Origin of the sequence: Streptomyces sp. NPDC052016 (assembly GCF_044548445.1) — a bacterium.
In the GTDB taxonomy this organism is placed as follows: domain Bacteria; phylum Actinomycetota; class Actinomycetes; order Streptomycetales; family Streptomycetaceae; genus Streptomyces.
Genome location: NZ_JBIUBX010000014.1, coordinates 23398 through 43819 on the forward strand (window position 1 = coordinate 23398; position 20422 = coordinate 43819).

The window sequence follows — 20422 nt, forward strand, 5'->3', positions numbered from 1 at the left end:
CGCGCACTTGCGCCCGACGGCTGGTCAGCCGCCTGCAAGGGGCGCGGGGAACGGCGCGAGCAGCCACACTCGCTCCCGCAGGCGCGGTACTCCCGCACTCGGACGGCGCCCGGGCGTCCTCGGCCCCGGCGCACTTGCGCCCGACGGCTGGTCAGCCGCCTGCAAGGGGCGCGGGGAACGGCGCGAGCACCCACACTCGCTCCCGCAGGCGCGGTACTCCCGCACCCGGACGGCGCCCGGGCGTCCAAGCTCGCGCCACACCTCGCACCCCACGGCTGGACAGCCCACCCCCTGGGGCGCGGGGAGCGAGGGGCGCCCAGACCCCGCGCACCCCCCGCCCACACAGACGCCCCAACCGCCGGAGGCACTACGCCGCTTTGGCCTTGGTGGCGTACATGTCCACATACTCCTGCCCCGACAACCGCATGACCTCGGTCATCACCGAGTCGGTCACCGCCCGCAGCACGTACCGGTCCCGGTCCATCCCCTCGTAGCGGGAGAATTCCATCGCCTCGCCGAACCGCACGGTGACCCGGCTCGGCCGGGGCATCCCCGACCCGCCCGGCTGGATCTTGTCCGTGCCGATCATCGCGAACGGCACCACCGGCGCGCCGGTCATCAGGGTGAGCCGGGCGATACCCGTCCGCCCCCGGTACAGCCGCCCGTCGGGCGAGCGGGTCCCCTCGGGGTAGATGCCGAAGACCTTGCCCTCCTCGAGGATCCGCCGCCCGGTCATCAGGGCGGCGACTCCGCCCTTGCCGCCGTCGCGGTCGACCGGGATCATGCCGACGCCGGTGAAGAACCAGGCCATCAGGCGGCCCTTGAACCCCTTGCCGGTGACGTACTCGTCCTTGCCGATGAAAAAGACCTGCCGGTCGCACACGAGCGGAAGGATCATCGAGTCGATGAAGGTGAGGTGGTTGCCGGCCAGGATGACCGGACCCTCTCCCGGGATGTGCTCCACGCCTTCGACCCGGGGGCGGAACATCAGGCGCATGACCGGTCCGAGCACTGCCTTGATGAGCGCGAAGCGGGACAACGAGCCCTCCGATGTCAAGGGATAGCGGTATGAGTCTGTGCAGGTGAGGACGATACTCGCGGCCCCCCGGGTACCGCACATCGGGTTCACCGAGGTCTTACGCACTGTTGACGTACGTTTACCTGATCGGACGCGCCGTCGCGGGTCCGGCACGCGGGTGGACGATGTGACGAAGGACTCGACCGAGCAAGCCCGGGGGAGCCATGGAGATCGCCGCAGCCTCCGCCGTACCCGCACCCGTACGCGTATCCGTGCCGGTGCTCGCGACCGCCGTCACCGTCCTGGTCCGCGGGGACCGGCGCCGCTTCTCCGCGGGCCACGACCCGGCCCGATCGAGACGGACGCCACCCGCGGCCCGCGCGAGGCCCGCCGCAAGGCGCACGCGGCGCGCCACTTCGACGACGCGGGGCGCTCGTTCGCCCTGCGACCGGGACGGCCACGACCGTCACTGACCGACACCGTCCGGCTACCCCGCCCCGCCGCACCGAACCCGACGGGACGTCATCTGGCCGGAACAGACGCCACACGCCGTCACCCCGGTGTTCGTGTCGAGGCCTCCCCCCGGTCATGTGCACGCCCCTACGATCGGCGCGCACCGGACGAGCAGACGCAGGAGGACCATCATGGGGACGCACGAGTCGCAGGAGTCGCACGAGTCGCCGATGTCGAGCAGCCGGGCGGGCGGAACCGGACGGCGCGTGTTCCTCGGAGCCGCGGCCGCACTCGGCGCCGCCGGCACGAGCCTCGGCCTGACCGGCACCGCGAGAGCCGCCGACGCACGGCACGGCGCGGGCCAGGGCGGCAAGGGGCTCAAGAGCCTGCCCGTGCCGACGATCATCGGACACCGCGGCGCCAGCGGCCACCGGCCCGAGCACACCTTCGGCGCCTACCAGCTCGCCCTCGACCTGGGCGCCGACATCGTCGAGGCCGGCGACCTCGTCCCCACCAAGGACGGTCACCTCGTCTGCCGCCACGAGCCGGAGATCGGCGGCACCACGGACGTCGCGAGCCACCCCGAGTTCGCCGGCCGCAGGACCACCAAGCTCCTCGACGGCGTCCCCACCACCGGCTGGTTCACCGAGGACTTCACCCTCGCCGAGCTGAAGACCCTGCGCGCGACCGAGCGTATTCCGGCCAACCGCCCGCACAACACCCTCTACGACGGCCGCTGGGAGATCCCCACCTTCGAGGAAGTCCTGCGGTGGCAGGACGAGCAGACGCGCAAGCGCGGCAAGCAGGTCTGGATCTACCCCGAGCTCAAGCACCCCACCTACTTCCGCAAGCTCGGCCTGGGTCTGGAGGAGCGGGTCGCCAAGCTGCTGCGCAAGCACGGCAAGGACGGCAAGAACGCACCGGTCATCCTGCAGTCCTTCGAGCCGACCAGCATCCAGCGCCTGAACAAGCTGGTCGACAACCCCCTCGTCGTCCTCCTGTCGGGGGCCGGCACGCGCCCCTGGGACTTCGTCGAGACGGGCGACCCGCGCACCGTCGCCGACCTCGTCACCCGCAAGGGCCTGCGGGAGATCGCCGGTTACGCGCAGGGCATCGGCCCCACCCTCGACCTGGTGATCCCGAAGGACGCGAGCGGCAACCTCACCACCCCGACCACCCTGGTGAAGGACGCCCACGCCGTCGGCCTGGTCCTGCACCCCTGGACCCTGCGCAACGAGAACCCCTTCCTGCCCGCGAACTTCCGCAAGGGCACCGACGCCGACGCCTACGGCGACGTCTTCGGCGCCTACCGGGCGTACTTCGCGACCGGCATCGACGGCGTCTTCACCGACCAGCCGGACACGGGCCTGCTGGCCCGCGAGGACCACGTCAACGGCTGAGGGACCCGTTGGGGTGACACACCGGCCGTCCGGGCAACCCGCAGCCCGGCGGCCGCGTCGTGCCGCACATGAAGCACGACTTGCTCGCCGCCCTGCGCCCCCTGCTCACCGCGGAGGCCTCCGCCGAGGCGCACGCCACCGGCATCGAACCCGCCGACCTCGAACAGGCGGTCTGGCTGCGCCTCCTGGAACACCTCGCCACCGACGGGCCGCCGTTCGACCCGCAGGGCTGGCTGCGCCGCGCCGTCCGCGCCGAGTCCCGCCGCACCCGCCGCACGTCCCGCCGGGAACAGCCGTACGGGACCGATCCCGCGGAGGACAGCGAGCGGGGCCCCGAGCACCTCGTCCTCACCGCCGCCCGCCACCGCGCTCTGCGTGACGCCGTGCACCGCCTCCCCGGCCGTTGCCCCCGTCTCCTCCAGGCCCTGCTGTCGCCGCAGGACCTCACGTACCGCGAGATCGCGGGGGAGTTGGGTATCTCACAGGGCAGCCTCGGACCGGAACGTTCCAGATGTCTGGGATGTCTGCGACGTCTGCTCGCGCAGGAGGTTGCGACCCGCGAAGTGCGGGGATAGGAGTGAAGGACCCCAGGCGATCAGGTGAGCGGGAGGCGTGCGCACATGGGCATGAGCGTGACCATCTCGGTGGCGACCGAGCAGGATGCCGAGCAGATCTTCAGGCTGCAGTACCTGTGCTTCCAGAGCGAAGCGGCCCTGTACGGCAACTACCGCATCGCCCCTCTCGTCCAGACCCTCGAATCGGTTCGGCAGGAACTGGTCTCCGACTGCGTCTTCGTGGCCCGCCTGGGCGAGGAGGTCGTCGGCTCGGTCCGCGGCTCCATCACCGAGGACGGCGCCGCCGCCATCGGCAAGCTCTGCGTCCACCCCCGCCTCCAGGGGCACGGCATCGGCGCGCGGCTGCTGCGCGCGGCCGAGGCGGCACTGGCCGAGGAGCGGGGCGCCACCAAGTTCCGTCTCCACACCGGCCACCGCAGCGAGGGCAACCTCCGCCTGTACCGCCGCGTGGGCTACGAGACGGTCGGCACCGCCGAGGGCACGGACGGCGTACCGATGATCGTCCTGGAGAAGGCGGCGGGCGCGTACGTGGCTACGGCTTAGCCGTCCGGCCCTTCCGCAGCCAGTACAGGGCCGACAGCGGCAGCAGCACGGGGATGAACACGTACCCCATGCCGTAGTCGGACCAGACCGTCGCGTCCGGGAAGGCCGACGGCTCGATCAGCGTCCACGTACCGACGATCAGCACTCCCGCGAGCTCGGCGGCACAGCACACCTGTGCCGCCCTCCGCGCGGTCTCGCCGCCCCGCACCAGCGAGTACGTGATGAACCCGTACACCACGCCGGCCACCGCGGAGAGCGAGTAGGCCAGCGGCGCCCGGTCGAACTCCGTCGCGATCTGGTACGCCGACCGCGACACCGCCCCGACCACCATCACGCCGTAGAACCAGACCAGCAGCATGCCCGGCCCGCTGACCAGCCGCGCCCGCTTCTCCCCGACGGCCGTCATCTCAGCCTCCCCAGATGTCGAAGAGCCGCACTTCGAGGACGGCGAGCACCACGCCGCCCGCGGCGACCGTCACCGATCCCCACCGCGTCCGCTCGGCCAGCGACATGAACCCCGCCGCCGGCACGCACGCGAACGCCCCGAGCAGATACGCCACGAAGATCGTCGTGCCCTGCGCCGGTTCCTCGCCCCGCGCGAGCTGCACGATCCCGACCACCAGCTGCACCAGCGCCAGCACCGAGACCACGGCCATCCCGATGAAGTGCCAGTCCTTCGTCGGCTGGTCACGGTAGGCCGCCCAGCCGCACCACGCGGCGAGCAACAGCGCGGCGACACCGGTCACCAGCGTCAGGACATCAAGCATGCAGCGACCTTATTACGGCGTAATCGGCCCCCTGCGGTCGGCCCCGCACCACTCCCTGCGGTCTGGACCACCACGGTCCGTGGACCGGTGCGTGGACCGTGGCGTTGGCCACACCCCACCCCGCCCGCCTGTGCGCATCCGGCCCGGCGGCGAAGGGCCTGTCCGCCTTGTCCGCCCGGGGCTTGGGCGCGGAGGGGGAGGACCGCACACCTCCGCATGGTGTCCACGGCTGTCCAGTATGCGGACAGCGCGGCTTTGTCAGGACCGTACGTCTGCTTTACTGATCGCATGACCACGACGAGCAGCCGCATCCTTGCGACCGAGGCGACCATGACGCCCGGTGCTCGTTGTATGTGTCGAATGTGCGCCTTTTAGAGGGCCCCTGCACCACCCCCGAGCTCGCGCCCCGAAGCGAGACGCCGTGGCACGTCCGTACGCCGTGAGCCGTACGAGACCCGAGCCGCGCTCCGCGCACATGTTCTCCCCCGGTTCCACCGCCACCGCGAGAACCGTGTCGCGTCCCTGACCGATTCGCACCCGTGCCCGGGCACACCCACGCCCGCGCACTCGACAGTGACGGAAACCCAGTGATCACCACCTCGGGCCTGACCAAGGTCTACCGCGCCCGCGGCCGTGAGGTCACCGCCCTCGACGGCGTCGACCTCCACGTCCGCGAAGGCGAGGTCTACGGCGTCATCGGCCAGTCCGGTGCCGGCAAGTCCTCGCTGATCCGCTGCATCAACCTGCTCGAGCGCCCCACCTCCGGGACGGTCACCGTCGCCGGACAGGACCTCACCGCCCTCGCCGGCCGCGGCCCGCGCGCGGGCCGGGAACTCCGCCGGGCGCGCAGTCGTATCGGCATGGTCTTCCAGCACTTCAACCTGCTGTCGACGCGGACCGTGCAGGACAACGTCGAGCTGCCGCTGGAGATCCTCGGCCAGTCGGGGAAGGAACGTTCCCGCAAGGCTCTCGAGCTCCTCGACCTCGTCGGCCTCGCCGACAAGGCCAAGGCCTACCCCGCCCAGCTCTCCGGCGGCCAGAAGCAGCGCGTCGGCATCGCCCGCGCCCTGGCCGGCGACCCCAGGGTCCTGCTCTCCGACGAGGCCACCAGCGCGCTCGACCCGGAGACCACCCGCTCGATCCTGACGCTGCTGCGCGACCTGAACCGGCAGCTGGGCCTCACCGTCCTGCTCATCACCCACGAGATGGACGTGGTGAAGTCGATCTGCGACTCCGCCGCCCTCATGGAGAAGGGCCGCGTCGTCGAGTCCGGCACCGTCAGCGAGCTGCTCGCCACCCCCGGCTCGGAGCTGGCCTCCGCCCTCTTCCCGGTCGGCGGCGAGGCCTCCGGCGACGACCGCACGATCGTCGACGTCACCTTCCACGGCGAGGCCGCGACCCAGCCGGTCATCTCCCAGCTCTCGCGCACCTACAACATCGACATATCGATCCTCGGCGCCGCCATCGACACCGTCGGCGGCCTCCAGGTCGGCCGGATGCGCATCGAACTGCCCGGCCGTTACGAGGACAACGTCGTGCCCATCGGCTTCCTGCGCGAACAGGGTCTCCAGATCGACGTACCGGGCGCCCCCGCACAGGAGCCCCTGCTGGTGAAGGACGGTGCCAAGTGACCTGGTCCGAGATGCAGCCCCTGCTCGAGCAGGCGTGTTGGGACACCCTCTACATGGTGGGCTGGTCCACCCTCATCGCCGTCGCGGGCGGCCTCCCGCTCGGCATCCTGCTCGTCCTCACCGACCGGGGCGGCCTGCTGCAGAACGTCGTCGCGAACAAGGTGACCGGCCAGGTCGTGAACATCGCCCGCTCCATGCCGTTCATCATCCTGATAGTCGCGCTGATGGGCTTCACCCGGTCCATCACCGGGACGACCATCGGCCGCGAGGCCGCCATCGTGCCGCTCGCCGTCGGCGCCATCCCCTTCTTCGCGCGCCTGGTCGAGACGGCTGTCCGCGAGGTGGACGGCGGGCTGGTCGAGGCCGTGCAGGCGATGGGCGGCAACACCTGGACCGTCGTGCGCAAGGTACTGGTCCCCGAGTCGCTGCCGTCGCTGATCTCGAGCACCACCACCACGATCGTCGCGCTCATCGGCTACTCCGCGATGGCCGGCACGGTCGGCGCCGGCGGCCTCGGCGACATCGCGATCCGCTACGGCTACCAGCGCTTCGAGACCGAGCTGATGTGGATCACCGTCGCGGTCCTCGCCGTCGTCATCTCGCTCATCCAGTTCGCCGGCGACTACGCGGCCCGCTCCCTGCACCGCCGCGGCGGCCGCTCGGGCCCCGCGCCCCGGCTGCGCCTGCTGAAGGCCAAGGAGCCCGCGGCCGCCGACGTCGGCAAGGCCGCTTGAGCCGGGCGCCCGCGAGCGCCGCCCCCGGGCCCCCAGGGCCCACCCCCGACTCCCCGTACACCCACCACGGGGCCGCACCACCCTCAGGAAAGGCACTTTTCGTGCGTAACACCGCCAAGATCACCACCACCGTCCTCGCCGCCGGCGCCCTCACCCTCGGGCTCACCGCCTGCGGCTCGGACAAGGACGCCGCCTCCGACACCAGCGGCCCGCTGATCGTCGCCGCGAGCCCGACCCCGCACGCCGAGATCCTCACCTACGTCAAGGACAACCTGGCGCAGAAGGCGGGCCTCGACCTGGAGGTCAAGGAGTTCACCGACTACGTCACGCCGAACACCGCGACGGAGGACGGCTCCGTGGGGGCCAACTACTTCCAGAACCAGCCGTACCTCGACGACTTCAACAAGAAGAACGGCACCCACATCGTGCCCGTCGCCACGGTCCACCTGGAGCCGCTCGGCCTCTACTCCAACAAGATCAAGAGCGTCGACGACCTGAAGAGCGGTGCGACCGTCGCCGTCCCCAACGACACGGTCAACGAGGCCCGCGCCCTGAAGCTGCTCGCCGCCAACGGGCTCATCACCCTCAAGGACGGCGCGGGCGCCGCGGCGACCCCCGCCGACATCACCAAGAACCCCAAGAACCTCAAGTTCAAGGAGCTCGAGGCGGCCCAGACCCCGCGCTCCCTCAACGACGTGGACGCGGCCGTCGTCAACGGCAACTACGCCATCGAGGCCGACCTCAAGCCCGCCCAGGACGCCCTCGTCCTCGAGTCCGCCACGGACAACCCGTACGGCAACTTCCTCGCCGTCAAGGAGGGCAACGAGGACGACCCGCGCGTGAAGAAGCTAGCGAAGCTCCTCACCTCCGCCGAGGTCAAGAAGTTCATCGAGGACAAGTACGCCGGCTCTGTCATCGCCTCCTTCTGAGGCGCCGGTCCGCGCCCTCCCACGTCAGGGGTCCGCTCCTCCGTCCGGAGCGGACCCCGCGGTGCGTCGAAGTGGTTTCATGCTGCATGCTGGGCAGTTCAGCAGGTCTGACGGTCAAGCAGGTCGGATCCCGACGGTCTCGAAGGTTACGGAGCGGCGCATGACGAGCACCTTCCCCACCATCTCCATCAGCACGGAGCGGTTGGTGCTGCGTCCCCTCGACGAGGACGACGTGCCCGCCCTGGCCGAGATGATGAACGACGAGCAGATCACGGCCTGGACCGACGTCCCCCAGCCCTTCACCGAGGACGGCGCCCGCACCTGGATCACCGAGTACGCCCCTGCCGAACGCGCGGCGGGCCGCGGACTCGACCTCGCCGTCACCGAGTTCCTCACCCAGCGGCTCGTCGGCGTCATCCAGCTCGGCAAGACGAACTGGCACGTCCGCTCCACCGAACTGTCGTACATCGTCGCCCCCTGGGCCCGCGGCGAGGGCTACGCCTCCGAGGCCGCCCTCGCGACCGCCCAATGGCTGTTCACCGACCAGAAGTTCGAGCGGATCGAGCTGCGCACCGCCGCCGACAACACCGCCTCGCAGCAGGTCGCGCAGAAGATCGGCTGCATCAGCGAGGGCGTCCTGCGCAACGCCTGCATAGCGCGCGCCCGCACCGAGGACGGCCGCTGGACGGAGGTGCGCACCGACTTCATCGTCTGGAGCCTCCTGCCCGAGGACCTCGAGGGTGCGGGCGAGCAGCTCGCGGAGAGCAACGGATTCACGTCGTACACCGACTGGAACTGACACCCCGGTCACCGCGCCGCGGCCCGGCCCCGCGCGACCGGGTACCCTCACGGAGCCCGCTGCCTGCGCAAACCTCCGGGAGACTGACGACGATGGCCGACCGCGTCACGGTGATCGGCTGGGACGGCTCGCCGCTGACCGCCGCGGCCCGCTCCGCCCTGGGCGCCGCCACGCTGGTGGCCGGGGCCGCCCACCACTTGACGCTGCCCGAAGTGCCGCCCGCCGCAGAGCGCATCCGCCTCGGCAGCGTCGCCCTCGCCGCCCGCCGCATCGCCGGCCACCGCGGCACCGCGGTCGTCCTCGCCGACGGCGACCCGGGCTTCTTCGGCGTCGTCCGCACCCTGCGCGCGCCCGAGTACGGACTGGAGGTCGAGGTCGTCCCGGCCGTCTCCTCCGTCGCCACGGCCTTCGCCCGCGCCGGGATGCCCTGGGACGACGCCCAGGTGGTCGTCGCGCACCGGCGCACCCTGCGCCGCGCGGTGAACGTGTGCCGCGCCCACACCAAGGTCGCCGTCCTCACCTCGCCCGGCGCCGGCCCCGCCGAACTGGGCCTGCTCCTGGAGGGCGTCCACCGGACCTTCGTCGTCTGCGAGGAACTCGGCACCGACCGCGAACAGGTCAGCGTCGTCACCTCCGACAGAGCCGCGGACCACACCTGGCGCGACCCCAACGTCGTCATCGTCATCGGGGGACCGGCCGGCCCGGTGGGTGCCGGGGAAGTCGGCTGGATCGCCGGCCGGGACCCGGGCACCGGCCCGCGCGGCTGGGCCCTGCCCGCCGAGGCGTACGGCGCCGGCCTCGGCGAGGGCGAGTCGGAGCTGCTGCGCACCGCCCAACTCGCGCGGCTGGGGCCGCGCGTGGGCGACCTCGTCTGGGACATCGGCTGCGCCGGCGGCGCCTTCGCCACCGAGGCCGCGCGGGCGGGCGCGGCCGTGATCGCCGTCGACCGCGACCTGGAGGCGTGCGCCCGCACCGACGCCTGCGCGCGCCGCTACGGCGTCCAGCTCCAGATCGTGCGCGGCACCGCCCCGCACGTCCTGGAGAACCTGCCCGAACCGGACGTCGTCCGGGTCGGCGGCGGGGGAGTGGACGTGGTGTCCGCGGTCGCCGACCGCCGTCCGCAGCGCATCGTCACCCACGCCATGACCCGGGACGCCGCCGAACTCGTCGGCCGGGACCTGACCGAACACGGCTACCGCGTCGAGTGCGCCCTGCTGCAGTCCGTCCAACTCGACACGCGGGCCTGGACGGAGACCGAGCGGAGCGTCGCGTTCCTGCTCAGCGGGGTACTGCCGGACCGCTCGACGTGACCCGGTTCGCCCACCCGTGATCCTGTTGTCGTACCGCGCGCGGTAGGCTGGCCGATCGTCGTACCGCATCCGGTCGCCCGGCGCTTCGTCGGTCAATGTCCGGAAAACGCATCCGTTTTGGGATGCGTGTGGTACGGCAGAACCGGCGAGGGCGCGCAACGTGGCGCAGTCCACAGCGGAGCGTCGCGGATCAACCTGTCGCGACGCGACAACGGCCGCGACAATGCCACTGAATGGCTTTGTCGTCTTTTCCGGGCGGGTCGTTCGTGCCGCTGGGCGTGGACGCTCGTTCTTCACTACGGGGCGGTCGGTGCGCCGTTCCGGGTGAGCTGGTCGTAGGAGCACTAACCGATGGGCGAGGGGTACGCATGACCGACACCGGCCAGGTCCCGGGCGAGGGACTGCCGGAGAACGCAGGCATGGTGGAGCAGCCGGGCGCCTCCGCACCCGGTGCGTACACCTACCTCTCCGAGACCACCGCCGAGGACGAAGACCTGTTGCTGCTGCCGGGCGCCCAGAGCGCCTGGGGCAACGAGGTGGCGCCGCCCGCGCCGGAGCCGGTGGTCGAGGCCGTGCACGAACCGGGCCCGCACGAGACGGCCGGCCGCGACAGCGGCTCGGTCGACCTCAGCGGCGTCCGTCTGCCCGGCCCGACGGCTCCGTCGACACCGATCCCGCCGATCACGCCGCGCCGCCCGCTGCACCTGGGCCCGCCCCTCCCCGACACCTCCGCCAGCCCGGTCCGCTCCCTCGCCGACCGGGGCCCCGCCGGAGCCCCGGTACGTCACCCCGGCCCGCCCACGTCCGGCCCCGAGTACCTCGACGTACCGCAGGTGCGCGAGACGCCCCCGCGGGGCACGGCTCCCTGGGGGGCCCAGGCAGCGCCCCAGGCGCCGGTCGTTTCGGAGGCGGACGCCGCGGAAACGGTTGTTCCGCAGGCCCAGCCGCAGCCCGAGCCGGTCGGCGCGGCCCAGGCGGTCGTCGCGCGCGTGGCCACCCAGGCCGTCGCGGCCACCGGCGCCCCCCAGGCCGAGGAGGAGCACGGGCACGCTGCCGGCACGCCCCAGCCCGCGGAGGCCGCGTACGCCGGTGCGGGCGCGCAGCCCGGGCCGGCAGGCGTGATGCCCGCGGAGGGCGCGGCCGGAGACACGGCGTTCGCGGCGGCGACGCCGAACGCACCTGCGGCGGAACCGGTTTCCGCCGCAGTGCCGGGTCCCGACCAGGTGTCCGAGCCCGCCGTCGCGCCGGCTGTGGAACAGCCGGGCGACGCGGCGCAGGCGCCCGAGGCCGTACCGGTGCCCGAGAGCGGGCACGTGGAGGAGGCCGCCGCCCCCGTCGCACCCGAGCCTGTGCAGGCGCCCGCCCCGGTCGCGGTCGTGGCAGAGCCCGTACCGGCCCCCGACGCCGACGCGCCCGAGCCGGCCCAGCCTTCCGAGGCGGCCGACGCCCCGGCCGCGCCCGTCGCGGACGTTGCGGCCGACGCGACCGGCATCCCGGCGGCGCCCGCGCCCACGCCTGCCGCGGTCGCCGAGGCGCCCGTGGCGGAGGCGGCGCAGCCCGCCGAGACCCCGGCCGCCGTGGCCGCGCCTGCTCCCGCGCCCGAGGCATCCGCGCCCGGAACGGCCCCCGAGGCCCCGGCTTCCGAGGCGGCGGCCCACGTGACCGAGGAGGCCCCTGCCGCCGATGCCGCCGCGGGCACCCCCGCCCCCGACGCGGCTCAGGCACCCGAGGCCGCCCCCGAGCCCGCGCCGGCCCCCGAGACGGCGGCGCCCCCGACCCCGGAGGCGCAGGAGCAGATCACCGCACCCGCCGCGGTGCAGGAGCCGACGGCCGTCCCCGCCGATGTGCAGGAGCCGGCGGTCGCGCCGGCCGAGGAGACCGCCTCCGCTGCGGTGGCGGAGTCCCCCGCCGCTTCCGCGGATCAGGCTCTCCCGGCTGCTCCGGCCGAGCAGGCCGCCCCCGCCGTTCCGGCCGAGCAGGCCGCCCCCGCCGCGGAGGCGGACGCTTCCGTCGCGGAAGAGGCGGCAGCGGTGCCCGTCTCCGAGACGCCCGTCTCCGAGACGCCCGCTCCCGCCCCGGAGCCCGCCCCCGAGACGCCCGCTCCCGCCCCGGAGCCCGTCGCCGAGGCGCCCGCCGAGCCGGCCGTATCCGCCGAGACCGCCGTGTCCCCCGAGTCCGCCGTTCCGGACGCCCACGGACTCGCGGACGCCCCCACGGCCGCCGCAGCTGCCACTTCCGCCGAGCCGGTTGTCCAGCAGGCCGGGACCGAGGACGAGCAGGTGCTCCAGGAGCAGCCCACGGCGGAACCGCCCGTATCAGCCGCACCGGTGAGCGACCCCGCCACGGCCCCGCAGCCGGAACAGCAGGCGGAGCCCGCGCACGCGGCTCCCGCCGCCGCCCACATCGCGGACCCGGCGTCCCACACCCCGGACGCCGTCGCCCCCGTGACGGCCGAGGCGGAAGCCGCCCCGGAGCCCGCCCCGCACAACGCGCCCCACGCGGACGCCGCACCGCCCGCGGAGTCCCGGCCGAACGCCCCTCTGGGCCAGTTCGTAACGGTGGACGGCACGGTGCCCACCACCCCGCACCTCGCGCCCACCCCGCCGCACCCCCTCACGCTCCCGGATGAGCCGTGGACGGCGGAGCAGCAGGCGGCGGAACCCCGAACCACGGAAGTCCAGGCCACAGAACACCAGGCCACGGAGGGCCAGGCCGCCGAACCCCACGCCGTGACCCCCGGCGCACCGGCGGCCGAGACCGCCGTCGCCACGGTTCCCGCCCCGCGCGAGGGCGAGGCGCCCGTCGCGGCCGCCCCCCAGGCGGAACCCGAGCGGACGCCCGAGCACGACCCGAACGTCGCGCAGAACCCGGAGGACCTGGACACCAGGGCCGCCGACCAGGAAGAAGGCCAGGAAGAAGGAACGGGCCAGGTGGAAGAGGTACGGCAGCCCACCGGCCCGGCCGCGCCCGGGTACGACGAGGCCGAGCGCGAGGCCGTCCTCAAGGTCATGCGCGAGCGCCGGGACATCCGCAACGGCTTCCGCAGCGACCCCATCCCGCACGAGGTACTGCTGCGCGTCCTGGAGGCCGCCCACACCGCGCCCTCCGTCGGCCACTCGCAGCCCTGGGACTTCGTCGTCATCCGCTCCGCCGACACCCGGCGCGCGATGCACGAACTGGCGATGCGTCAGCGCGACGCGTACGCCAAGTCGCTGCCCAAGGGCCGCGCGAAGCAGTTCAAGGAACTGAAGGTCGAGGCCATCCTCGACACCCCCGTGAACATCGTCGTCACCGCGGACCCGACCCGCGGCGGCCGCCACACGCTGGGCCGGCACACCCAGCCGCAGATGGCCCCGTACTCGGCCGCGCTCGCCGTCGAGAACCTCTGGCTCGCCGCCCGTGCCGAGGGCCTCGGTGTCGGCTGGGTCAGCTTCTTCGACGAGCGCGAGATGGTCCGCGCCCTCGGCCTGCCCGAGCACCTCGAGGTCATCGCCTACCTGTGCGTGGGCTACGTCGACGAGTTCCCGGACGAGCCCGAGCTGATGCAGGCCGGCTGGGCCAAGCGCCGCCCCCTGTCGTGGGTCGTCCACGAGGAGACGTACGGCCGTCGCGCGCTGCCCGGCGAGGACCCGCACGACCTGCTCGCCGAGACCGTCGCCGGCATCCGCCCGCTGGACGCCAAGGCGCTCGGCGAGGCCTGGGAGCGGCAGAAGCGCATGACCAAGCCGGCCGGCGCGCTCGGCATGCTGGAGATCATCTCCGCCCAGCTCTCGGGTCTGTCCCGGCAGTGCCCGCCGCCGATCCCCGAGCCCGCGGCCGTCGCGATCTTCGCCGGCGACCACGGGGTGCACGCCCAGGGCGTCACCCCCTGGCCGCAGGAGGTCACGGCCCAGATGGTCGCCAACTTCCTGGGCGGGGGAGCGGTCTGCAACGCCTTCGCGTCCCAGGTGGGCGCCGAGGTCTGCGTGGTCGACGTCGGCGTCGCGGCCGACCTCCCGGCCACCCCGGGTCTGCTGCCCCGCAAGGTGCGCGCGGGCACGTCCGACATGACCACCGGTCCGGCGATGACCCGCGAGGAGGCCAAGCAGGCCATCGAGGTGGGCATCGAGACGGCCCGCGACCTGGTGGCGGCCGGCAACAAGGCGCTGCTCACGGGGGAGATGGGCATCGCCAACACCACGGCGTCCGCGGCCCTCATCTCCGTCTTCACGGGCGCCGACCCCGCCGAGGTCACCGGCCGCGGCACCGGCATCAACGACGAGACCCTCGCCCGCAAGACCGACGTCGTCCGCCGCGCCCTCGAGCTCCACCAGCCGGACCCCGCCGACCCCATCGGCGTCCTGGCCGCGATCGGCGGCTTCGAGCACGCGGCGATGGTCGGCCTCCTGCTGGGTGGCGCCTCCCTGCGCACGCCGGTGATCCTGGACGGCGTCAGCGCCGGTGCCGCCGCCCTGGTGGCCCGCGCCATCGCCCCCGAGGTCCTCGCGGCGTGCATCGCGGGCCACCGCAGTGCCGAGCCCGGCCACGTGGCCGCCCTCAACAAGCTCGGTCTGCGCCCGCTGGTCGACCTCGACCTCCGCCTGGGCGAGGGCACGGGGGCCCTCCTCGCCCTCCCCATGGTCCAGAGCACGGCCAGGGCGATGCACGAGGTGGCGACGTTCGACTCGGCCGGGGTGACCGAGAAGTAGGCGAGAGGGGCACTCGGGACACCCGTTCCGCGTGCCCTTCCTGCCGGGGCGAGGCGCCGGTGAGGCGGGTGCCCCACGGCCACCCGGCACCGCGCGCCGTGGTGGTGGACAGGCCTTCCTCCCGAGTGCGTCGACGCCCGGAAGGCGCCCCGGGCCGCACGGGCGGGACACCCCCCCGGAACCCCGCACCCGCGCGGCGACGCCCAGCCACCGGACACCCGATCCGCCAAAGGCCCGCCGCAGCATAAAATCCGCACGTCAGGGCCGCCCACGCCACCAAAGGGAGCCGCACCCTCATGGCCGAACACCCCGCCTACCCCGTAGGCCTCCGCCTCACCGGCCGCAGGGTCGTCGTCCTCGGCGGCGGCCAGGTCGCCCAGCGCCGCCTCCCCGCACTGATCGCGGCGGGCGCCGACATCCACCTCGTGTCCCCGGAGGCGACCCCGTCCGTCGAGGCCATGGCGGACGCGGGCGAGATCACCTGGCACAAGCGCCCGTACGCCGAGGGCGACCTCGCGAACGCCTGGTACGCCCTGATCGCCACCAGCGACACCGAGGCGAACACCCGCGCCTCCGCCGAGGCGGAAGCACACCGCGTGTGGTGCGTCCGCTCCGACGACGCAGACCAGGCGACCGCCTGGACCCCGGCCACCGGCACCAGCGAGGGCGTGACGGTCGCCGTCCTCACCACCGACGCCAGGGGCCGCGACCCCCGCCACACCGCCGCCATCCGCGACGCGGTCGTCGAGGGCCTCCGCGACGGCACCCTGGTGGCACCGCACCACCGCACCCGCACCCCGGGCGTCGCCCTGGTCGGCGGCGGCCCCGGCGACCCGGACCTGATCACGGTGCGCGGCCGCCGCCTGCTCGCGGAGGCGGACGTCGTCATCGCCGACCGCCTGGGCCCGCGCGACCTGCTCGCCGAACTCCCCCCGCACGTCGAGGTCATCGACGCGGCGAAGATCCCGTACGGCCGTTACATGGCCCAGGAGGCCATCAACAACGCGCTGATCGAGCACGCCAAGCAGGGCAAGTCCGTCGTCCGCCTCAAGGGCGGCGATCCGTACGTCTTCGGGCGCGGCATGGAGGAACTCCACGCGCTCGCCGAGGCCGGCATCCCCTGTACGGTCGTCCCGGGCATCTCCAGCTCGATCTCGGTGCCGGGCGCGGCCGGCATCCCGGTCACCCACCGCGGGGTCGCGCACGAGTTCACCGTGGTCAGCGGCCATGTGGCGCCCGACGACGAGCGTTCCCTGGTCGACTGGCCGTCCCTCGCGAAGCTCACCGGCACGCTGGTGATCCTCATGGGCGTCGACAAGATCGGGAAGATCGCCGAGACCCTGGTCGCCCACGGCAAGCCGGCCGACACCCCCGTCGCCCTCGTGCAGGAGGGCACCACCGCCGCCCAGCGCCGCGTCGACGCGACTCTGGCGACGGTCGCCGAGACGGTGCGCACGCAGGAGGTCAAGCCCCCGGCGGTGATCGTCATCGGCGAGGTCGTCACCGTCGGCCCCCGGACGTTGACGTAACCCGGGGTAACAGAACCCGTACCGAGCCGTTGGCACCGCACCCAGGACAAGGCAGTATCACCCCTGTGGCCGATCTCATCACCGTCGAGGACCCCGCCGACCCGCGCCTGCGCGACTACACCGGCCTGACCGACGTGGAGTTGCGCCGCAGGCGCGAGCCCGCCGAGGGCCTGTTCATCGCCGAGGGCGAGAAGGTCATCAGACGCGCCAAGGAAGCCGGCTACGAGATGCGGTCGATGCTGCTCTCCGCCAAGTGGGTCGACGTCATGCGCGACGTCATCGACGAGCTCCCGGCACCGGTCTACGCCGTCAGCCCGGAGCTCGCCGAACGCGTCACCGGCTACCACGTCCACCGCGGCGCCCTCGCCTCCATGCAGCGCAAGCCGCTGCCCACGGCGGCCGAACTCCTGCGCACGGCCCGCCGGGTCGTGATCATGGAATCGGTGAACGACCACACCAACATCGGCGCGATCTTCCGCTCGGCCGCCGCGCTCGGCATGGACGCCGTCCTGCTCTCCCCGGACTGCGCCGACCCCCTCTACCGCCGCAGCGTGAAGGTCTCGATGGGCGCGGTCTTCTCCGTGCCCTACGCGCGCCTGGACACCTGGCCCAAGGGCCTGGACTCGGTCCGCGAGGCCGGCTTCACGCTCCTCGCCCTCACTCCGGACGAGAAGGCCCGCAGCCTCGACGAGGCCGCCCCCCACACGATGGACCGGGTGGCCCTCATGCTGGGCGCGGAGGGCGACGGCCTGTCCACGCAGGCCCTGATGGCCGCCGACGAATGGGTCCGCATCCCCATGTCCCACGGAGTCGACTCCCTCAACGTGGGCGCGGCGGCCGCGGTCGCCTTCTACGCGGTGGCGACGGGCCGCCCCCGGGCGTAAGGCTGTCTGCCCGGATCACCCCGAGGCTCGGGGCTCGGCTCGCACAACGCGGGGACGCCGTCGCGGGTTCTCGATTCCTCGCCGCCGGGCCGCCCTCGTTCGGACGGCGACGGTGCCGCCGACGACGCCTCCGCCAGGGGCGCCGCTGCGCGGGCGCACCCGCAGGCGGCGCCACTCGATCGCGTCGGCGCCTCCCACCCTGCGGCCGCAGGCACCGAGCACCGAGCTCCGCTCACCGGCGCCGACGACGGCCGCAGCCCCGCGTCCCGCGGACCGGAGGTCACGCCCGGACCCCTCGGGCCTACCCGCCCGGCGCCCCGTCGGCCTCAGGCCGTACGTGCTCCTGCGCCTGCCGTTGGTCCTTCACGACGCCGTCGCCGCCGCCGAGCCCACGGGCCGGCCCCTGGCAGCCCTGGACCACGGCGATGCCTAGGGCCACGAGCAGCGTCACCACGACGAAGACGAACAGCCGCTGCCGCAGCAGCCGCGGATTGGCGGGCCGCCTCCCCAGCCCCGTGGCCCTCGGCGCCGGACGACCGGCCCTGCCGCGCGGGACCGGCCGACTGCCGCTGCCGGAACGGGTGTTGCGGGCGGCGGGCGTGGTCCGGCCGGCCGAGGAGGGCCGGGCGCCGTTCCTCGACGAAGAGGGCGCTCCGCCGTTCCGCGGAGCGCTCCCGCCCCGCGAGGCACTCCCGCCCCTGGACGGTGTGGCGTCCCGCGGAGGCACCGAGCCGCGCGAGGACGGCACCCCGCCCCGCGGCGCCGGCGTGCCCGGCTGGCGCAGCGTGCGCTGCGGATAGCCGGGGTCGGTCAGCCGTCCGGTCGGCCGGTCCGCCTCATCGGCCCGCGGCCCGGGCGGCCGGGCGTCCGCCAGCCCCTGCGCCTCACGGGCGGCGATCTCCTTCAGCCGCAGCGACAGATCGAGCGTGCTGGGCCGCTCCTCCGGATCCTTTGCCAGACAGGCCCGGACCAATGGGGCCAGGGCGTCCGGTACGCCGTGCAGTTGGGGCTCCTCGTGCACTACCCGGTACAGCATCACCTCGGAACTGCCCTGTCCGAAGGGCGAGTCGGCCATCGAGGCGTACGCGAGCGTGGCGCCGAGCGAGAAGACGTCGGTGGCGGGGGTGACCGCCGCGCCCCGTACCTGCTCGGGCGCCAGGAAGCCGGGGGAACCGACCGCCGTACCGACGTGCGTCAGCGTCGAGGCCCCCGTCGCCCAGGCGATGCCGAAGTCGATGATCCGCGGCCCTTTGGGGGAGAGCAGGATGTTCGACGGCTTCAGGTCACGGTGCACGACCCCGGCCTCGTGGACGGCGACGAGCCCCTCCGACAGCGCGGCCCCGATCGCCGCCAGTTCGGCGGCTCCGAGGGGCCCCTCGTCGACGACCTTGTCGTGCAGGGAGGGACCGGGCACGTACTGGGTGGCGAACCACGGCCGGTCGGCGTCCAGGTCCGCGGCGACCAGCCGGGCGGTGCACCCACCCCTGATCCGTCGCGCCGCGGAGACCTCGCGCGCGAACCGCGACCGGAACTCCTGGTCCTCCGCCAGATCCGGCCGGATCACCTTCAGCGCGACCCGCTGTCCCTTCTTGTCGGAGCCCAGATAGACGACGCCCATCCCGCCCGCGCCGAGCCGTCGGTGAAGCCTGAACGAGCCGACGACGCGCGGGTCCTCGCGCCTCAGGCGCATCATCGCCATGTTCATCCCCGCTGCCCGGTCCGTGTGACGTGGCACAGCTTACGTTTCCACGGCCGTTCGCGCGCAGAGGCCGCGCCCTCTCGAGCCGATCGATTGTCAGTGCCGGGTGGGAGACTTGAAGAGTGGTCAGGGCACCTGCGAACAGGCGTGCGTTGTCTTTGCCGTGACCTCAACCACGCGTCGCGAAAGGGGGATTGAACCCGTGAAGAGTGACCGAGTGGAGATAGTCGTCGACGCCGGCGACACGACACGGACGTACGAGGTGGTGGCCGGCAGGGCGGGCCGCCGGGTGGAGACGGCGGTACGGCGAGGGGTGGTGGAAGTGAGCGAAGTCACCCGAAACGGGTCCGTCGTCCGGACGGCCCGGTTCATGGCGAACCGAGTCCTCGCCCTGGTCGAGCAGCCGGTACCCCGCGGGGACAACTCGGAAAAGCAGACCGGTACCGGGCGACCCCTCCGGGAAGACCCCGAGACCTGGGACGCGGTCTCCACCCAGGGGAGTACTCCGCTGGTCACGGCTCCTACTCCGGGAGGCCCGGCAATCGGTACGAGGGCATGACGCCCGGCACCCGCCGCACGCCTAGATTTGAGGTCAAGCGGCGGGTGCAGCACTCGTCCCCCGAGGTCAGACACCCGCCGCTGCCAACGACAACCGGAGAACGGTCAGGAGAGGGACCATGGCCCAGACGGCACCGCGGACACTGATCCGCACCCAGGAGCGCACCGCGTTCCGCCCCCGCCGGCAGGGCCGCCGCCACCCCCTGGTGGCGACGCTCATGGCCCTCCCCCTGGCGGTCCTGCTCCTCGTCGTTTTCGACGGCTGGGAGACAGTGGCCACACAGGCGTCGTCCGTGGGCGTGATGCTGGGGCGCTGAGCGGCGACCCCAGGCCCGGAAGAGCGGTCCGGGCGGGGACATCCACCCATGAAACCCCGTGGGGACGGGGGTGCGGCGGACGGCACAAATGCCGGCGCAGCTGGGGAGCTGCGCCGGCATTGCTTTTCCCACGCCCAGCGCCCAGCAGCCGGCCCAGGACCACGCGCACACGCCACCCGTCCCACACAGGCAGGCCACGCCCGGCACAGCGGCCCGGCCCATGCCGCCCCACCACGGCCGTTCGTGCCGCGCGCCCCGCCTCGGCGCCCACCCATCCCGACGCACCGCGGGTTTGCGTGTCGCGCTCCGCCTCGGCGCCCGGCCGTGCCGCCGCACCGCGGGCAGTCGTGCCGCGCGCCCCGACGTGGGGCCCGGTCATCAGCCCCACCGCGGGCCTGCCTGCCGCGCTCCGCCTCGGCGCCCAGCCGTGCCGCCCCACCGCGGGCAGTCGTGCCGCCTGGGGCGGCACGGGTGGGCGCGGGCGGCACCCCGTAGCACCGGGTTGCGCGACCGGCCCCCGTCCCGCAACCGCGCACCCCCGAAAGCGCCGGGCTGCGCGACCGGCCCGCGTCCCCCAACCGCGCACCC

Annotated in this window: 17 protein-coding genes; 13 read left to right on the top strand and 4 right to left on the bottom strand. The window is 73.5% G+C overall.

The features are described from left to right. Positions 1–367: 367 nt before the first annotated feature. Positions 368–1039: a lysophospholipid acyltransferase family protein gene (locus ACIHAR_RS18655; protein WP_365456132.1), complete on the bottom strand. Its 672-nt coding sequence runs from the start codon at positions 1037–1039 to the stop codon at positions 368–370. A gap of 623 nt (positions 1040–1662) precedes the next feature. Here ACIHAR_RS18655 and ACIHAR_RS18660 point away from each other — a divergent pair. The 3 genes from ACIHAR_RS18660 (at position 1663) to ACIHAR_RS18670 (ending at position 3989) form a co-directional block, all read left to right on the top strand. After that, the gene (locus ACIHAR_RS18660) at positions 1663–2871 is read left to right on the top strand and encodes a glycerophosphodiester phosphodiesterase (RefSeq protein ID WP_365455606.1); all 1209 of its coding nucleotides are present in this window, start codon (positions 1663–1665) and stop codon (positions 2869–2871) included. Positions 2872–2939: 68 nt separating this feature from the next. Further along, positions 2940–3446, top strand: coding sequence for a sigma-70 family RNA polymerase sigma factor (locus tag ACIHAR_RS18665; protein ID WP_365455603.1), 507 nt, complete (start codon positions 2940–2942; stop codon positions 3444–3446). Positions 3447–3491: 45 nt separating this feature from the next. After that, positions 3492–3989, top strand: a complete 498-nt coding sequence (locus tag ACIHAR_RS18670) for a GNAT family N-acetyltransferase (protein WP_400020467.1) — start codon at positions 3492–3494, stop codon at positions 3987–3989. Here ACIHAR_RS18670 and ACIHAR_RS18675 read toward each other — a convergent pair. Continuing rightward, a complete protein-coding gene (locus tag ACIHAR_RS18675) occupies positions 3979–4395 on the bottom strand; it encodes a hypothetical protein (protein ID WP_365455598.1) in 417 nt (138 codons plus the stop codon). The genes ACIHAR_RS18670 and ACIHAR_RS18675 overlap by 11 nt on opposite strands. 1 nt (position 4396) lies before the next feature. Then, positions 4397–4756, bottom strand: coding sequence for a hypothetical protein (locus ACIHAR_RS18680; protein ID WP_365455595.1), 360 nt, complete (start codon positions 4754–4756; stop codon positions 4397–4399). Between the two features lie 587 nt (positions 4757–5343). On the opposite strand from ACIHAR_RS18680, the gene ACIHAR_RS18685 reads away from it, so the two are divergent. From ACIHAR_RS18685 to ACIHAR_RS18720, 8 genes are all read left to right on the top strand, one after another. Further along, positions 5344–6387 carry an ATP-binding cassette domain-containing protein gene (locus ACIHAR_RS18685; protein WP_365455592.1) on the top strand — a complete coding sequence of 348 codons (1044 nt, stop codon included), beginning with the start codon at positions 5344–5346 and terminating at the stop codon, positions 6385–6387. Beyond that, positions 6384–7121: a methionine ABC transporter permease gene (locus tag ACIHAR_RS18690; protein WP_400020471.1), complete on the top strand. Its 738-nt coding sequence runs from the start codon at positions 6384–6386 to the stop codon at positions 7119–7121. Before ACIHAR_RS18685 ends, ACIHAR_RS18690 begins: the two co-directional genes overlap by 4 nt. 101 nt (positions 7122–7222) lie before the next feature. Further along, positions 7223–8050, top strand: coding sequence for a MetQ/NlpA family ABC transporter substrate-binding protein (locus tag ACIHAR_RS18695; protein WP_400020473.1), 828 nt, complete (start codon positions 7223–7225; stop codon positions 8048–8050). A 160-nt stretch (positions 8051–8210) separates the two neighbouring features. Further along, a complete protein-coding gene (locus ACIHAR_RS18700; RefSeq protein WP_365455583.1) occupies positions 8211–8849 on the top strand; it encodes a GNAT family N-acetyltransferase in 639 nt (212 codons plus the stop codon). A gap of 92 nt (positions 8850–8941) precedes the next feature. Then, the gene (gene cbiE, locus ACIHAR_RS18705) at positions 8942–10159 is read left to right on the top strand and encodes a precorrin-6y C5,15-methyltransferase (decarboxylating) subunit CbiE (RefSeq protein WP_365455580.1); all 1218 of its coding nucleotides are present in this window, start codon (positions 8942–8944) and stop codon (positions 10157–10159) included. Between the two features lie 368 nt (positions 10160–10527). Further along, positions 10528–14847: a nicotinate-nucleotide--dimethylbenzimidazole phosphoribosyltransferase gene (gene cobT, locus ACIHAR_RS18710; protein WP_400020477.1), complete on the top strand. Its 4320-nt coding sequence runs from the start codon at positions 10528–10530 to the stop codon at positions 14845–14847. Between the two features lie 296 nt (positions 14848–15143). After that, positions 15144–16376, top strand: coding sequence for a uroporphyrinogen-III C-methyltransferase (gene cobA / locus ACIHAR_RS18715; protein WP_400020479.1), 1233 nt, complete (start codon positions 15144–15146; stop codon positions 16374–16376). 65 nt (positions 16377–16441) lie between these two features. Then, positions 16442–17260, top strand: a complete 819-nt coding sequence (locus ACIHAR_RS18720; RefSeq protein ID WP_365455571.1) for an RNA methyltransferase — start codon at positions 16442–16444, stop codon at positions 17258–17260. Between the two features lie 301 nt (positions 17261–17561). Here the strand turns inward: ACIHAR_RS18720 and ACIHAR_RS18725 are convergent, their stop codons facing one another. Further along, the gene (locus tag ACIHAR_RS18725; RefSeq protein WP_400020646.1) at positions 17562–18965 is read right to left on the bottom strand and encodes a protein kinase; all 1404 of its coding nucleotides are present in this window, start codon (positions 18963–18965) and stop codon (positions 17562–17564) included. Positions 18966–19161: 196 nt separating this feature from the next. Here ACIHAR_RS18725 and ACIHAR_RS18730 point away from each other — a divergent pair, with 196 nt between their 5' ends. Next, entirely contained in the window at positions 19162–19518 is a 357-nt protein-coding gene (locus ACIHAR_RS18730; RefSeq protein WP_400020481.1) for a hypothetical protein, read from the top strand. A gap of 118 nt (positions 19519–19636) precedes the next feature. Further along, entirely contained in the window at positions 19637–19834 is a 198-nt protein-coding gene (locus ACIHAR_RS18735; RefSeq protein ID WP_365455565.1) for a hypothetical protein, read from the top strand. Positions 19835–20422: the final 588 nt, after the last annotated feature.

Excerpts from the sequence above, each read along its gene's own strand:
- cbiE (WP_365455580.1), top strand. The coding sequence starts at position 8,942 with ATGGCCGACCGCGTCACGGTGATCGGCTGGGACGGCTCGCCGCTGACC.
- cobT (WP_400020477.1), top strand. The coding sequence starts at position 10,528 with ATGACCGACACCGGCCAGGTCCCGGGCGAGGGACTGCCGGAGAACGCA.
- ACIHAR_RS18700 (WP_365455583.1), top strand. The coding sequence starts at position 8,211 with ATGACGAGCACCTTCCCCACCATCTCCATCAGCACGGAGCGGTTGGTG.
- cobA (WP_400020479.1), top strand. The coding sequence starts at position 15,144 with ATGGCCGAACACCCCGCCTACCCCGTAGGCCTCCGCCTCACCGGCCGC.
- ACIHAR_RS18725 (WP_400020646.1), bottom strand. The coding sequence starts at position 18,965 with ATGAACATGGCGATGATGCGCCTGAGGCGCGAGGACCCGCGCGTCGTC.
- ACIHAR_RS18660 (WP_365455606.1), top strand. The coding sequence starts at position 1,663 with ATGGGGACGCACGAGTCGCAGGAGTCGCACGAGTCGCCGATGTCGAGC.
- ACIHAR_RS18735 (WP_365455565.1), top strand. The coding sequence starts at position 19,637 with ATGGCCCAGACGGCACCGCGGACACTGATCCGCACCCAGGAGCGCACC.
- ACIHAR_RS18670 (WP_400020467.1), top strand. The coding sequence starts at position 3,492 with ATGGGCATGAGCGTGACCATCTCGGTGGCGACCGAGCAGGATGCCGAG.
- ACIHAR_RS18665 (WP_365455603.1), top strand. The coding sequence starts at position 2,940 with ATGAAGCACGACTTGCTCGCCGCCCTGCGCCCCCTGCTCACCGCGGAG.
- ACIHAR_RS18680 (WP_365455595.1), bottom strand. The coding sequence starts at position 4,756 with ATGCTTGATGTCCTGACGCTGGTGACCGGTGTCGCCGCGCTGTTGCTC.
- ACIHAR_RS18675 (WP_365455598.1), bottom strand. The coding sequence starts at position 4,395 with ATGACGGCCGTCGGGGAGAAGCGGGCGCGGCTGGTCAGCGGGCCGGGC.